The following is a 14,881-nucleotide window of genomic DNA, read 5'->3' as shown; positions in this document are numbered from 1 at the left end:
CTGTTCGCCACCGCCCTGCTGGCCCGGCAGAACCTCAACGGCCCGAAGCAGGCACCCGGCCTGCCCGGCACCCTCACCTGGGTGATCACCGCCGTACAGATCCTCCCCGCCTACGCCGAATCCGGCCCCGTGGGCGGAACTGTGCGGGCCTTCGTGGGCCCGGTCATGGCGGCCATGCTCTGGCACCTGGCCATGGGCATCGAGCTGCGCCACCGCAGCCCGCACGCCGACTCCCGGAGCCTGGCCGCCGTCCTCGCCCGACAGGCACGCGAACGGCTCCTCGCCCGGCTCTCGATCGCAGACCGGGACGCGGACGCCGCCCGGATCATCCGCGAGCGCGCCCTCGACCAAGCCGTCACACTGATTCTCCGGGCAGAGGCCATGACACCCGCACAACGCACCAAGTGGCGAGGCCGACGCCTCACCCGCCGCCTGCACCAGGCCCTGGAGCAGGCCGACGTCGACCGCGACGAACGCCAGGACGAGCTGCTGCTGCGCAAACTCGCCACCCGCCAACAGGCCCTCGCGCTTGCCTCCATCCCGTTGCCCTCGCGCTGGCCCGCCCCCGCCGCGGGCACGACCGGCGGCTCCGCAGCTGCCCGCCCGCGGGCAATGGCAGCGAAGCGGTCAGAGAATCAGAGCCGCCCGCCCACCAAGGTCGCAGGCGATGACGGGGCCGACCGGGCAGCCCGCCCTCAGCCCGAAATCCGCCCGCAACAGCCCGCCCGCGCCACCGTCGGCCCGGACCCAGAACCGGGCGAGGAGCCCCCGGGCGACGATCCAGGCACGGTCTCGCGGGCGGAGCTGAAGCGCCCGGGCTCCAAACCGCGCGCGACACGGAACCTCCTCGACGAATACGCCCGTGACCTCTACCGCAAGCACGGACGTCTCTCCCGTGACCTGCTGGAGGAGACCGTGCGCAAGGACGGCTACAGCGTGGCCAGCGACACCGCCGGAGAGGTGGTCCGCACCGTCAAGGCCGAGCTGCCGACCGCGCCCGCCGGCCACCCGCGCTGAGACCGCCCGCCATGCCCAAGGAGGACCGCTCAATGCACTACTCACACCACGAACCACACGACGCCCAAAAGGAGATCACCACGCCCATCTCGACGGGAGCAAGTTGGAGGTTGGGACACTCCCCCACAGGGGGCGCGTCCCAACCGGCCTCCGCCCCGGGGGTGGCAGAGGCAGACGACCGGCGCCAGGGGGCACCGGTCGACGAGGCTGCGACCGAGGGCGGATTGCAGCAGTCCAAGCGTGAGGGCGCCACCCCGCCCTCACCGGCCAGACCACGACCCCGCCCGCGCAAGCCGAAGCAGCGCCCCGCCGTCAGTGTCCGGCTCAGCGACAGCGAACGGGCCCTCGCTGAAGCCGGCGCACGCGCCGCGAATCTCACCCTGGCCGGATTCCTGGCCCAGGCCGGCCTCGCCGCCGCCCGCGACCTGACCGGCGTCACCGCCGCCATCGCCGACAACCGCCACGTCCTCCAGGAACTCTTCGCCGCCCGCCGGGCCCTCACCCAGTACGGCAACCTCCTCAACCAGGCCGTGGCCGTTCTCAACTCCGGCGCGGACGTGCCGTACCTCGACGACGCCATCGACCGGGCGCTCACCACACGCGACCGTGTCGACGAAGCCGTCCAACGGTTCATCGCACTCATCGACCCGAGCGGTCCCCAGCCCCGGCCGGCCCGAGGCCAGTACGGCGAGGCCGCGTGATCCCGAAGATCCACAAACAGGGCGACAACACCTACGGCCTGCTCAACTACCTCTACGGCAAAGGCACGAAGGAAGAACATGTCGATCATCACCTCGTGGCCTCCTACGACGGCTCCGCCCCCGATCCGGGCCGCGACGAGCATGCGCCCCTGACCGCGCTCCAGCAGATTCTCGACCAGCCCCTTCAGCTCCTGGACCCCGAACAGCGCCCGCCCAATCACGTCTGGCACTGCTCGGTACGGGCTGCCCCCGGCGACCGCAAGCTGTCCGACGTCGAGTGGGCCGACATCGCCCGCCGCATGGTCGCCGCCACCGGCATCGATCCGGGCGACGGCGCCGCCTGCCGCTGGGCCGCCGTCCGCCACGCCGACGACCACATCCACATCGTCGCCACCCTCGTCCGCGAGGACGGACGGCGTCCCGATCATCACCGCTCCGGCCAGCGCGCACAGGCAGAAGCCCGCCGCATCGAGGCCGACTACGACTTGCACCGAGTGACCCCCGGCGACGGCACCGCGCCCAAGCGCCCCACCAGCGCCGAGCACCACAAGGCTGACCGGCAAAGGCGCGAGCGCGCCGCGCGAGACGAGCTGCGAACAGCGGTCCGCCAGGCCGTGGCCGGCGCGGCCAGCGAGGACGAGTTCTTCGCCCGGCTTCATGCGGCCGCACTTCTTGTCCGACAGCGCGTGGCCCCGTCCGGAGACCTGCTCGGCTACAACGTCGCCTTGCCCGACGACCGCAACAAGGACCACGAGCCGATCTACTACGCCGGCTCCACGCTCTCCGCCGACCTGTCCCTGCCCCGCATCCGCGAGCGGTTCACCGCCACCGCCCCGGACAACGAACACGAGCTCCCCGCGAACAACACTCGGCGGAAGCTTTCCGCTCCCGCCACCGCTCGCCGCTCCGCCACGCATGCCACCTGGACCGCACTGCTCACACTCGACCACGACGGCGACGGCGCCGCGTCCGCGCGCATCACCGCCACCGGCGAGATCCTCGACGCCCTCGCCCTGACCAGCGCGAACGACACCCGTCAACACCTTCGTGAAGCCACCTGGGCGTTCGAACGCGCCCGTCTCTCCCACACCCGAGCCGAGCACCGGCACGCCCAGGCTCTACGTCAGGCCGCCCGCGAGCTGGTCTACAGCGGTCCCGCCCGCGGCCGAGGAGAGGACGGTGCCACCACCGCCATGCTGATCGACACCCTCTTCTTCCTGGCCCTTGCCGCCGCCCACTGGCACGCCAAGCGGCAGCACGCCCAACAGGCAGAGGCCGCCCGCCAAGCCGCCGACCACCTGCGCGGCGCGTACGCTGCTGCCGCTGAAGCGCCCATCGCCCTGCTACGCGAACAAGGCAGGCAGGTCATCCGGCGAGTCAGCGACTGGTATGCCGTCCAGCTCCGCGTGATTCTGCCCGACCTGGCTGACACCGTCCTCGCCGAAGCCAGCTGGCCCGCGCTCGTCGCCACCATGGCCCAGGTCCAGCAGACCGGCCACGATCCCCGAACCCTGCTCGCGGAAGCCGCCGAACAGCGGGATCTGGACAGTGCATCCTCCGTCAGTGACGTCCTCGTCTGGCGCCTGCGCCGCATGGCAGACCTGCCCGCCGACCCGGGAACACCGCATCAGCGCTCGGGCACCAGTCCGGCACCCGTCCCCCAACCGTCCTCACCCCGCAGCAAGCCGGGCGTCCGCCGGTAGCCGGCAAGGACCGAGGGACACGCGCGCGACTCAGCTCTTGCGAGCCGCTCCCTCGGGCCAGACCACGTCCACGGGGATGCCCGCTGCCTGCGCTTCGAGGACCGTGTCCGCGGTGCCGCCGCCCTTACCCGTCGGGGGCTCGCCGTTCCATACCGCGACGAGCCGGTCGGCGCGTTCGATGAGGACGGTGTTCGCGGCCTCGTACGCCTGTCGGTTGGCCGTCTCGTGAGGGAGGACGAGGACTTCCCCGGCGGCTTCGACGAGGTGGTCGAAGAGGGTGGCGTGGTCGGGCTTGACCTTGTTCTGGCGGTAGTCCTGGGAGGGGATGACGACGGTCAGGCGCCCGCCGGCGGCGAGGACGGCTTCAGCGAAGAGGGAGTCGGCGCCCTTGGCAATGCAGGAGACACCGACGAGATCGTCGGCGTACTGCTTGAGCAGGTCGTCCAGGGCGGTGCGGACCAGAGGGATGCTGTCCTCGGTAAGGTCCATGTGCCCAGTCACCGCGATGGTCGTCACGGTCGTCGTTCTCCTTCTCAGGTCGACAGCAGGTCGCGGATCCTATCGCGGGCCTCGCGGACGGGCCGGGCCGCGCTGTTGCCCACGGTGTACGGGTAAAGCTCGCCCAGCTGGGCACGGACCCTGTTCGAGCGGGTCCCGCTCGCCGCGTCCACTGCTCGGTGGGTCTCCGCCACGGCGCCGGTCAGGTCGCCGAGCAGGAAGTGGCACTGCGCCAGGCCGATACGGTCGAGAGCATGGCTGCGGCCGGCTTCGGGACCGCGCCGGGCGAGGGCGTGGCGGATCTCTCCGGCTGCGGCTTCGGCGTGTTTCTTCGGGTTCTGGCGGGCGAGTTCGAGAAGCCTGCCGCCGGTGGTGCCAGCGAGTTCCGCCTCGTCGAAGTAGGCGATCCAGTACGGCTCTTCGGCCGACTTGGCATCTGTCAGCGCCTCGCTGGCCTGGGTGGTGGCGCGGTGGAAGGCGGCGGTGCGGCCCATCGCCGCGTACGCCCACGCCTCGCGGGTGTGGAGCATGGCGCGCACTCTGGGGCCGGCGACCGATCGGGCTCCGTCCTGGGCCAGGCGGACCAGTTCGAGGGCATCCTGGGGCTGCTCCCGGTAGAGCATCTGGCGGGCCATGCCAGCAAGGACGTTGGCGCCGAAGACCATGTCGCCTCCGGCGTGGGAAGCGCGAAGGGCCAGGAGGTAGTAGCTCTGGGCTCGGCGCTGGAGGCCGGTGTCCCAGGCCATGGTGGCTGCTGTGCCTGCCAGTTGGGCCATGACCTGGTACAGGCGCCGTTCGACCTTGGGTACCTGGTATTCGTCGAGATGAGCGGCGACCTCACTTAGTTGGCCCAGGACCGCCTTGCGACGCAGGCCACCGCCGTACTTGTGGTCCCAGGCACGGAAGGCACGAGCAGTGGACTCCAGTTCCTCGACCTCCCGTACGCCCAGTCGGCCTCGGCGGCGCGGCCGTGCGGTGAAGGCCGTCGGCTGGAGCCAGCCCTCCAGCGGGTCGAGCAGGGCGGCGCCGGTGATGGCGGCCCCGGCCAGGGCGCGGGTCGCCGCGCGTCGGTCCATCACGAGATCGCTCCTCGTCAGATGTGCGGCCAGGTCCACGGTGGCCTCCGGCCGCCAGGGGACCTCATCGGTATCGGGCCGCTCGCTCTCCGGCTCCGGTGCCGGAGTCTCCCGGACCGACCGGGTCTCCCAGGAACGTGAGGCGAGTCCGAGGAGGTGGCCGGGAATCCGGAGCCCGTCGGCGATTCGGCAGATGACCTCGAAGCTGGTGACCTGCTGCTGACCGCTGATGATCGTGGAGACCTTGCCCGGGGTGAGGTGGCAGGCGGAGGCAATACGGTTCTGGGACAGGCCGCCGTACTTCTTGATCAGCGCAAAAGCGGCTGCGAAGTCGTGCTCTGCCAGGGCTCGGCGGACATCCTCGCGTTCGAGGAGGTCGGGAGCGAGCGAGCCGGGGGTGGTGGCGTCCATGGGGCCAACTTCCGGTGTGATCGTAGGCGCGATCAAGCTTCTTACGAAGCCGGGAACGAGTGTATTCCCGCCTCGGTAACACCCGCTGGTCATACCGCAGTTGCCCACGGCTGGCGACGCTTGGTGAGTGCCTGGACCTCGTCGGTGACCGACCCCAAGGGTTTGGGCGACCGGACTTCAGCGGCGGAGGAGAGCCATGCGCCTGCACTCACATCAGTCCCGCCTGCCCCGGGCGACCTGGGCGAGACGTCTGAGCCAGCCGACGCTGTTCGCGGCCGGCCAGGACTGGGACGCCATCCGCGTCGCCGCCGACGTCGGCGTACGGGCCGTGCGCTTCCTCGAAGCGTCCGGCACTCCCGTGGGACCGGTGCTGCACGACCAGGGCAGCGGCCAGGCGTACTTCCTCACTCCCCCCGGCACCGCAAAGAGATGGCAGCAGGACCAGACCCACGCGCTCGGCGAGGGGTCGTGGGTCGTGCTGGCTCCGCCGGGCTGGGAGGACGGGCTGCTGCGCTGGGTGAGCGATCCGGCTGACGGCCCTGCCTACACGGCAGCCTGCGACCTCATCATCGCGTTGACCGTTGCCGCAGGTGGGGAGTCCAGCCGATGATCCAGTGGATCCGGCATACCGAGGGGCGGGCGTGATGGGGCGCGCCGTGGACTGGCTGGCCCGTTTCACAGGACCGCTCCTGATCGTGATCATCTCCGCGTCCTGCGGCTTCGTGATCGGCGTCGCGGTCTCCGCCATCCCGTCATCCCCCTGAACTCCCGCTCTCTGCCAGTGATGCCACTCCCCTTGAACGGGCTCTCCCAGCCGCAAAGTCCTGGCAGAGAGCGGGCCACCCAGCCTGGCTGTTTGCAAGACGCAACCACTCCATGAGCGGAAGGTGGATCTGCCATGTACGCGTTCGGCCTCTGCATCGACCGGCATTACCTCACCCCCGGCCTCGCTGTGATCACCGGCTTGGCGGACAGCCTCAGTCCCCGCGCCCGCAGGGAAGCGGCGCTGCGCGTCCTCACCCTCGACCTCGCTCCGGCCCACGCACTGCTCCTCTCCGATCTCGCCAAGCGGGCCGGCTTCGGCTCCTTCGACCTCGCACACCGCTCCCCGCTGCGCGTCTCGCGGATGGCCGACGCCTCGTACATCACGGTCACCACCTACCTGCGGTTCGAGTTCACGGCAGCGTTCGTTCGCCGCCCGTACCTGATCTACGTGGATGCGGACACTCACATCCGCGGTGACCTGACCGCCCCGCTCAACACCCTCGAATCCGGTGAACTCGGTGCGGTGGCCGACGAGTTCAACCCCGCCGTCGGCGAATGCCCGGCTCTGCCCGGCGCCGCGGAACGGTGGCCGCATTTCAAGGGCCGCCCCTACTACAACGCCGGTCTGCTCTGGGCTCACACCGCGGACCTGCCCAGCATCCGCGGCGGCGTCGAGCGAGCGCTGGTCCGGCAGCGTCGGCACATCCTCCACAACGACCAGGACGCCCTGAACCTGTGGATCCTGCACGCCGGCCGCGTCCGCCCGGTCGACGCCGGATACAACCGTTTCGAAGTCGGCCGCTTCCTCGAACGCGGCAACTGGGTGCGCCGCGTCATCACCCGCTCCCTACGTCCCGACCCGGCCGCACCCCTCATCCACTTCGTGGGCCCGGAGAAACCGTGGCAGGTGGCGTGCCCTCGCACGGAAGACGTCCGCGAGTACCGCACCCTCTTACGGCGCACCCTGCGGCACACCCGCGCGTTGGGCGCAGCACACCCCGAACCCGTGGGGATTCGATGACCACGCCCCCGCCGATGGTCTCCCGCGCCTGTGCCACCCTTCTGGGCACGCCCGCCCGGACCGCGGAACGGTTGAAGGCGGGTTCACGCACGGCCGTATACCGGGCGGAACTGGCAGACGGCCGGAGCGTGATCGTGAAGCTGTACGCGCCGACCGCCGGCCGCAACGCGATCACCGAAGGCACGGCGATGCGAGCCGCCGAGGCCGCCGTTCCCGTCCCGAAGGTGCTCGGCTGTGGCACCACCTCCGCCGACGGAGCCACCGCGCTCATCATGTCCGACCTCGGCACCTGCACCCTTGGCACCGCCGTACGCACCCGACGCGTCCCGCACACCCAGGCGCTCAAGGATCTCGGCGATCTTCTCGGCCGCCTGCACCGGGCGCCGCTCTTGCCGTCGGTCAAGCGACGCCCGTTCGTCGACTTCGTCTCATCGCTGACCCGGCGCTGCCCCGCTGACCTGATGGACCAGATCGCTCCGGCGCTCGCCCTGATCGCCGACACCCCCGACATGGCACCGGTGGTGTGGTGCCACGGGGACCTTCACTTCGACAACGTCGTCCTCTCCGGTTCCCGGGACACGCGGCATCTGGTCGACTTCACCGACGCCGCTCCCGGCTCGCGGGAGTCGGATGTCGCCCATGCCCTCGTCATGACCGCCGCCCACACGCCGTGGGACCGTGACGCGCTCACCAGCAGCTACCCCCTCGCCCTGAACAGCGCCCGTCTATCGGCATGGGTGGTCTTGATCACCGTCCGCTGCTGGGCGTATTCCGCTCCAGGCGAGGACCAAGCGCTGTGGCGGCGCCGGCTCGCAGACCTCCCCCACCAAACACCCCACCTCTTCCGCACACCCCGCACGGAAAGGACTCCCCGATGACCAGAGCTGCCGGCCTGACCGTCGTCATCCCCGCCCACAACGAAGCCGCGTACCTGCCCCGCTACCTCCCCACCGTCCTCGCCTCCCTCACCAGGTGGGAGGAGAGCAGCGGCGAGCGGGGGGAGGTGATCGTGGTCGACAACGCCTCCACCGACACGACCGCCGAGGTGGCCGCCTCCTTCGGCGTGCGCGTGATCAGCGAGAGCGTGCGCAGCATCGGGCGGGTCCGCAACAGCGGCGCGGCCATGGCCGACGGCCGACGGCTGTTCTTCACGGACGCCGACGTCGCACTGCCCCTGGAAGCGATCACCGCCGCCGCGGCCGCGATGGACACGGGGGCCGTCGGCGGCGCCATCCCGCCCCTCTACACCCCCAAGCGGCTCGGGGCACGGCTGCTGTGCGCTTACTGGGACCACTACCGAACCGCCCACGGTGGCGCGCAGGGAGTCGCCCAGTTCGCAACCGCCGTCGCTTTCAACACGGTTGGCGGATATCGAGACGACCTGTTCATGAGCGAGGACGTCGACTTCTTCAATCGTCTGACCGCACATGGCCGGGCCATCGCCGCCCCCGTCGCGATCTTGGACGAGCTGCGCGTGCGCCCCTCCACCCGCCGCTACGACCAGTGGTCTAGCCTCCGGATGCTGTGGTGGCAGAACCCCGTGACCGCCCGTCTGCGGCTGAGTTCCCCGCGCATGTGGCGCCACTGGTACGAGACCACGGTCCGATGAACCAGAGCCGTACGCCCGTGCCGCTGCCGGTGCCGGACGCGGAAGGGATCTACACGTTCCCCGACGACCTCGTCCGCGCCCACGAGGAATGGACCGACCACCTCGCCGAACGCCACCGCGCCCACGACGACCACGACGACCACGTCATCGAACTGATGGCCCCGTATGACGGCCACCCCTACTTCATCGAGCTCCGCCACCCCGCCGGCCGCCCCGTCCTCGTGATCGAGCCGCACCACGACGACTTCGCCCTGTCGGCTTCCGGAACCTTCCTCGCCCACCCCCGCCCCCTCACCGTGGCCACCGTGTTCACCCGGTCCACCAGCGTCCACCCGGCTCTGGAGGACACCTTCACCACCGAGGCCGCCGTATCCCACCTGCGCGAACGGGAAGGCGCCGCCGCACTCGCCCCGCTGGCCGCCGAGCGCGTCCTGCTCGGGCACAAGGACGCCGAACCGCCGTACCGGCCCTACAGCCAGGACCGCCTGGAACGGATCACCCACGAACTCCGCGAAGTCATCGACGCCCATCCCGACGCCGAACTCCTCGCCCCGGCCGCCGTCACCCGGCATCCAGACCACCTCCTCGTGCACCACGCCGCCGTGCGCATGGGATGCCGATGGTTCTGGGAAGACCTCGCGTTCTGGTCCACCTACGCGCTCGCCGGATGCGACCAGCGCCTCTTCCGCGCCCGCACCGGCACAACCCTGACCATCGAACTGGTCGACATCACCGACGTGATCCTCGACAAGACCACCGTCCTGCGGATGTACGGCTCGCAGATGCACCCGGCTCGGAAGATGTACCGGCCCATCCGGCACGCCTGGACAACCGCCACCACCAACGCCACCGGCCTCCCGGCCGGTACCGGAACCTACGCGGAACGCTTCTATCGGATGGAATCACCATGAAGATCATTGCTCTCGAAGGACCCTCATACGCGGGAAAGTCCACCGCGATCGAGTATCTGCGCAGCCGTGGCATCGAGCGGCGGGCATTCGTATCGGATTGCTACGTCCGGCAGATCGCCCACCGTGACGACATCCCCCCGGCCCGGACCGAATCCGCGGCCGCGCAGCTCGCCGCCTTCGAGAAGTTCATGGCCATCGAGAACACCCGTGTCCGAGCGGCCCGCGCCAGCGCCAAACCCGTGGTCGTCCTCGACCGTTCCGTCGACACGCTCCTGGCGCACGCCCACGCCCTCGATGCCCTGTACGGCTACGACGTCCACGACCACCTCCGCGACCGCCTCCAGGAACTCCCATTCCTGCGTCCGGACCACACCCTCTACCTCGACGTACCCGCCGAGGCGTTGAACCTGCGCCGCAAACTGGCCGGGCACACGGCAATGGAATCCGACTACTTCCTCCACGATCCGGCGTTCCTCACCCACGCCCGGAACTACTTCGTCTCCAGAGCACGACCGCCGGTGTCACGGGAGGTCATCGTCCTGCGGGCTGATACCGACCCCGCCGACGTCGCGCACGCGGTGGATTCACTCGTCACGTTCTGGGCGAGGTGACCGGCCGATGCCCACCGCCCTCTTCGCCTGGCGGCGCACCCCGCCCCCGCTCCTCATCGGCGGGGCCGAGGTCACCCAACAACTGCTCGCCGAAGAATTCGCCGCAGCCGGCTGGCGGACCGTCTACCTCGGCTCTCACCAAGCACCCTGGGACCAGACAACACAACTCCCCCAGATACGAGCCTTCCTCGACTCCCACCACACCCCCTACGAGGAGACACGGGACGACCTGCACTACCAGTGGAAGAAGGTGGACTGCATCGCCGTACCGCAGCACCGGACGGCGTCGACTCTCCACAGCCTGCTGTCCGAGCTGCGGCCGGACGTCGTCTTCACCTCGCAGGAAGGCGCAGCCGACCTCGCCGCCCAAGCCCGGACCACCGCCCTCGTCGCGGGCATCCTGCACTCCGTCTCCAAGACCGGACTCGGGGTCCTCGCCGGCCGCCCGCACCACGGCCTTGCCGTCTCCGAATTCGTCCGCCGGAGGGCTCCGCAGACCGAGGGAACCCGACTCGCCGTCCTCTACCCGCCGTTCGTACCACCGCTGCCTGGTTCCCCCGTGGCACGAACCGCGTCGGTACTCATGGTCAACCCGATCCCCGCTAAGGGCGCCGACCTCCTGCACCAGCTCATCCAGATCATGCCGGAACAGCACTTCACCCTGATCGAAGGCTGGTGGAACACCGCCGACCAGTTCATCGCCTACCCCAACGTGACCTACGTCCCCCGGGTCTACGACATGAGCCCCCTCTACCGCGGTCACCGACTTCTGCTGGTGCCATCCACGGTGGAGGACGCGTTCCCCCGGGTGATCATCGAAGCCGCACTACACGGGACACCCAGCATCGGATCGGACCACGGTGGCATCCCCGAAGCGATCGGCTCGGCCGGAATCGTCCTGGCGCACACGGCGGGACCGCACGTATGGGCGGACATCATCCGCGCCGCCGACCACCAGACGCTGGGAGAGCAAGCCCTGCGGCGCGCGGCGTATCTTGCCCGACCACGTCTGCCAGACCTCGAAGCCCTCGGCATCTACCCCGCGACGAACGCCTCCTTGACCTGATCCAGCCGCTCTGTCCACCAGCACAAGAGCGCCTCATCCGCGGTGAACAGCTCATCGCAGGAGAAGTCACCGCGGTCGTAGTGGAACTCCAACTGCCAGAAGTCCGTCATCCGCTTCCACCACAGCCTGCGGACACCATCCGCGAGCGCGGAGCCCTCCAGCGGCATCACCGACCGGTACCCGCCGACGAACGCCGAGACGCGAGCGAGATCGAACACTCCGTCCACCCCGAACTGCACCTGCGCCGTCCGCACGACCTCTTCCGCATACGGGCGCACACCGACCCGGTCCCAGTCCAGGACGGCGACAAGCTCCTCGCCCTCCCACAACAGGTTCCGGTACTGCACGTCACCGTGCGTCCACCCGTGTCCACCTTCGGGCGCCGCGTGCAGGGGCCGAAGGTCAGCGTGCTCGGCGATCAGCCTTCGACGGTGATCGAGAGCCGCTGCCGCCGCCACATCGAAGGCGCCGGCGCCCCCTTCGGCCGCTCTCGACAGCCGGTGCGACTTCTCGACTGCTCGCTGCGGCGATGTGACGTCCGCAGTGACCGTGTCGGGCACAGCAGGCAGCAGGCCCTGACTGCAAACCCGGCCCAGGCTCACGTGCAGGCGCCCCAGATGGGCGCCCAACGAGGCCGCCTGAGGCAGGCTGAGGTCGACGCCCCGGACATGAGCGCCTGCCGCCCACGGGAACAGGCACCAGATGCCGCCGTCAACCTCAGCGACCAGCGAGCCGGCAGTGGTGGTGACGGGGGCACTGACCGGGATGCCGTCCTCGGCCAGCACGGCAAGGACACCGAGGTTGCGGATCAGCCGGTCAAGGGGAACGTCAGTGACCCGCTTGAGCGCAAATGCCCCGGCCGACGTGTCCACCCTCCAGTTCACGTTCATCAGTCCGTCGGCGAGGTACCGGCGCTCTCGCACCTCTCCGACACCAAAGACGCCAGCCAGTTCGGCAAGGACACTGCCGGGGATGTCGGTCCGGTCGGCCACGGTCGCATCACTCACCCGGACGACGATACGTGAGCGCAGCGCACCGAAACATGAGGATCACCCACCCCACAACCGCGCGCGGCGCCGGTCGCCCGTTCCCCCAGACACCGCTTCGAGAAGGAGGCCACGGACCGGTGCGCAACGTCCGTCACTGGGGCTTGACCAGCCAGAACACGTTGATCCGTCGGTGCAGTTCTGGTTGCATTCACCGGCGTCCGGCACAGTCCGCCACACGCCCGTCGTCATGCTCGACCGCAGGTCAGGACGCCCCCGAGCGCCCCCGAACCCCAGACGAACATGTGCAAAGCGTGCGATAGCCCTGAGCTCGCGCGAGAGGCAGTGCGCGGGCAGCTCTGGCAGATCGTCCAAGTGCTCACCGGGAGACCCGTCACGCCCCTTTCGGACACCAAACAGATGCACCCGCCATGCTCCTGATCGGTCTGCTCCTCAACGCCACCCCGGGATAGTCCCGGGCGGACCCGATCGCCACCCTCGTCATCGCGGCCGTCGCCACCGCGGAAAGGCAGTAATGCCTGCAGCCAGAGGCTGCCACTTCGTGCCGGCAGCTACGACAGGGCCTGGGACCGCGGGCGTCGGGGCGGATACTTGCGACTGCCACCCCGGGTGGGGCTGTCACACCTGGCCGACCACTGGCAGCTGCCGCCCCGCCGACGGCATCGCCCTGCCCTGCGCGGCCCCTTGGTCAGTGACTGACACCGAGCACGGCGCCCTCCGTAACGTTCTGGTCGTCGGCGACGGCGCCAACGACGCCCCCGCCCTGGCCGCCGCCCACACCGGGATCGCCATGGGGCGGGCCGGATCCGACCTGGCGCTGGAGACCGCCGACGCGGTCATCGTCCGCGCCGAACTCGCCACCGTCCCCGCCGTGGTGGCCCTCTCCCGCCGCGCCCGCCGCCTGGTCGTACAGAACCTCGGCATCGCCGCCGTGTTCATCTCCGGCCTGGCCGTCTGGGACCTGGTCGGCACCCTGCCGCTGCCGCTCGGCGTCCTCGGCCACGAGAGCTCGACCGTCATCGTCGGCCTCAACGGTCTGCGTCTGCTGCGCGAAGCCGCCTGGCCCCGGGCTAGCGAGGAGGGCCGCTGCTGACCCGTTACCCGGCCGAACCGGTGGAGACCACGACCCTGTGCTGAATCCCAGTCCGCGCGCCAAAGGAGACTCAACTGACCCAGTTATCGGAACAGTTGAGAGGCGAGTGAGGTGACACCGACCCACCACCCCCCTTCGCCCCCGCTGGGCGCACTCGCCTTGCAGGACCCACCCACAGCCCCTCGGCCAGTCGCCGAAGTTCCGCGACCGCCGAGCCCCGAGCGGACGGAGCATTGGTACACCCGGTCAAAAGATGGCAACGGTTTTCATCTCTCATTGATCTGAAAATCATTCCCATCTAGCGTCAGGAGTGTCGCCATACGGCCAGGCACGTGTCCGCCGCGCGCCCGGCATCGCCCGAAGGAGCTCCGCATGTCCACCGTCCCCGCCCCCCGTTCCTCCCGGCCCTCAGTGAGAATCGCGCTGGTCACCGCGACGGCCGCCGTGACGGCCGTGACGGCGACCGCCTGCTCCACCTCTTCCTCGCACACCGACGACACCGCCGCGACCGGCAGCGGCTCGGGCAAGACGATCCAGGTGGTGGCGGCGGAGAACTTCTGGGGCAGCATCGCCTCCCAGCTCGGCGGCAGCCACGTGAAAGTGGACAGCATCATCACCAACCCGAGCACCGACCCGCACGACTACGAGCCGACTGCCGCCGACGCCCGCACCGTGGCCGGCGCCCAGTACACCATCGTCAACGGCATCGGCTACGACGCCTGGGCCGACAAGCTCCTCGCGTCGAACCCCGGCAGCGGGCGGACCGAACTGAAGGTCGGCGACCTCGTCGGGATCAAGCCGGGCGGCAACCCGCACCGCTGGTACTCCCCGGACAACGTCCACCAGGTCATCGAGAAGATCACCTCCGACTACAAGAAGATCGACCCGGCCGACGCCTCCTACTTCGACCAGCAGAAGACCACCTTCGAGACGAAGACGCTCGCCGGCTACAACAAGCTCATAGCCGACATCAAGGCGAAGTACGCCGGCACCCCGATCGGTGCCTCCGAGTCCATCGTCACGCCGCTCGCCGACGGCCTGAGCCTGAAGATGCTCACCCCGGAGACGTTCCTGGACGCGATGAGCGAGGGCTCCGACCCCACGGCCAAGGACAAGGCCACCATCGACCAGCAGATCAAGAACAAGCAGATCAAGATCTACGTCTACAACTCCCAGAACTCCACGCCCGACGTGCAGGCACAGGTCAAGGCGGCCAAGGCCCAGGGCATCCCGGTCGCCACGGTGACCGAGACGCTCACCCCCGCCGGGGCCACCTTCCAGCAGTGGCAGACCACCGAGCTGCAGGGCATCGAGCAGGCCCTGGCCAAGGCCAGCGGGAAGTGAACTGAGCCATGAACCCGATAGCGAAGGCCCGCGGAGCCGTCACCGGCC

The 14,881-nt window shown here is 69.7% G+C and carries 14 protein-coding genes and 1 pseudogene; 12 read left to right on the top strand and 3 right to left on the bottom strand.

Going from position 1 to position 14,881, the window contains the following annotated elements:
• The 3 genes from ABZ646_RS04050 to ABZ646_RS04040 form a co-directional block, all read left to right on the top strand.
• A partial coding sequence (locus ABZ646_RS04050; RefSeq protein ID WP_360512698.1) for a hypothetical protein occupies positions 1-1,017 on the top strand: 1,017 nt, incomplete at its 5' end.
• Positions 1,018-1,178: 161 nt separating this feature from the next.
• Positions 1,179-1,718 carry a hypothetical protein gene (locus tag ABZ646_RS04045; RefSeq protein ID WP_360512696.1) on the top strand — a complete coding sequence of 180 codons (540 nt, stop codon included), beginning with the start codon at positions 1,179-1,181 and terminating at the stop codon, positions 1,716-1,718.
• Positions 1,715-3,421, top strand: a complete 1,707-nt coding sequence (locus tag ABZ646_RS04040; RefSeq protein WP_360512694.1) for a mobilization protein — start codon at positions 1,715-1,717, stop codon at positions 3,419-3,421. Before ABZ646_RS04045 ends, ABZ646_RS04040 begins: the two co-directional genes overlap by 4 nt.
• A gap of 30 nt (positions 3,422-3,451) precedes the next feature.
• Here the strand turns inward: ABZ646_RS04040 and ABZ646_RS04035 are convergent, their stop codons facing one another.
• Positions 3,452-3,937, bottom strand: coding sequence for a hypothetical protein (locus ABZ646_RS04035; protein ID WP_360512692.1), 486 nt, complete (start codon positions 3,935-3,937; stop codon positions 3,452-3,454).
• 17 nt (positions 3,938-3,954) lie between these two features.
• Entirely contained in the window at positions 3,955-5,406 is a 1,452-nt protein-coding gene (locus tag ABZ646_RS04030) for a helix-turn-helix domain-containing protein (protein ID WP_360512690.1), read from the bottom strand.
• Positions 5,407-5,602: 196 nt separating this feature from the next.
• On the opposite strand from ABZ646_RS04030, the gene ABZ646_RS04025 reads away from it, so the two are divergent.
• The 7 genes from ABZ646_RS04025 to ABZ646_RS03995 all read left to right on the top strand — a co-directional run bounded on the left by ABZ646_RS04025 (position 5,603) and on the right by ABZ646_RS03995 (position 11,389).
• Positions 5,603-6,016: a hypothetical protein gene (locus ABZ646_RS04025; protein WP_360512688.1), complete on the top strand. Its 414-nt coding sequence runs from the start codon at positions 5,603-5,605 to the stop codon at positions 6,014-6,016.
• Positions 6,017-6,304: 288 nt separating this feature from the next.
• Positions 6,305-7,192, top strand: a complete 888-nt coding sequence (locus tag ABZ646_RS04020; RefSeq protein ID WP_360512686.1) for a glycosyltransferase — start codon at positions 6,305-6,307, stop codon at positions 7,190-7,192.
• Positions 7,189-8,070 carry a phosphotransferase gene (locus tag ABZ646_RS04015; RefSeq protein WP_360512685.1) on the top strand — a complete coding sequence of 294 codons (882 nt, stop codon included), beginning with the start codon at positions 7,189-7,191 and terminating at the stop codon, positions 8,068-8,070. Before ABZ646_RS04020 ends, ABZ646_RS04015 begins: the two co-directional genes overlap by 4 nt.
• Positions 8,067-8,801, top strand: coding sequence for a glycosyltransferase (locus ABZ646_RS04010; RefSeq protein WP_360512683.1), 735 nt, complete (start codon positions 8,067-8,069; stop codon positions 8,799-8,801). Before ABZ646_RS04015 ends, ABZ646_RS04010 begins: the two co-directional genes overlap by 4 nt.
• Entirely contained in the window at positions 8,798-9,712 is a 915-nt protein-coding gene (locus tag ABZ646_RS04005; protein ID WP_360512681.1) for a PIG-L family deacetylase, read from the top strand. Before ABZ646_RS04010 ends, ABZ646_RS04005 begins: the two co-directional genes overlap by 4 nt.
• The gene (locus ABZ646_RS04000) at positions 9,709-10,323 is read left to right on the top strand and encodes an AAA family ATPase (RefSeq protein WP_360512679.1); all 615 of its coding nucleotides are present in this window, start codon (positions 9,709-9,711) and stop codon (positions 10,321-10,323) included. The genes ABZ646_RS04005 and ABZ646_RS04000 overlap by 4 nt, the downstream gene beginning before the upstream one ends.
• Positions 10,324-10,330: 7 nt before the next feature.
• Positions 10,331-11,389 (top strand): glycosyltransferase, encoded by a 1,059-nt coding sequence (locus ABZ646_RS03995; RefSeq protein WP_360512677.1) that lies wholly within the window; start codon positions 10,331-10,333, stop codon positions 11,387-11,389.
• Here the strand turns inward: ABZ646_RS03995 and ABZ646_RS03990 are convergent.
• Positions 11,359-12,396 carry a phosphotransferase gene (locus ABZ646_RS03990; RefSeq protein WP_360512675.1) on the bottom strand — a complete coding sequence of 346 codons (1,038 nt, stop codon included), beginning with the start codon at positions 12,394-12,396 and terminating at the stop codon, positions 11,359-11,361. The genes ABZ646_RS03995 and ABZ646_RS03990 overlap by 31 nt on opposite strands.
• Positions 12,397-13,120: 724 nt before the next feature.
• On the opposite strand from ABZ646_RS03990, the pseudogene ABZ646_RS03985 reads away from it, so the two are divergent.
• Positions 13,121-13,489, top strand: a pseudogene (locus ABZ646_RS03985) (heavy metal translocating P-type ATPase); the annotation flags it as partial.
• 372 nt (positions 13,490-13,861) lie between these two features.
• Positions 13,862-14,833: a zinc ABC transporter substrate-binding protein gene (locus ABZ646_RS03980; protein ID WP_360512673.1), complete on the top strand. Its 972-nt coding sequence runs from the start codon at positions 13,862-13,864 to the stop codon at positions 14,831-14,833.
• The last annotated feature ends 48 nt before the right edge of the window (positions 14,834-14,881 follow it).

Origin of the sequence: Streptomyces sp. NPDC007162 (genome assembly GCF_040634175.1) — a bacterium.
Classification (GTDB): Bacteria; Actinomycetota; Actinomycetes; order Streptomycetales; family Streptomycetaceae; genus Streptomyces.
The sequence above is the reverse complement of the archived record's forward strand: the minus strand, read 5'-3'. Positions and strand labels throughout refer to the sequence as shown.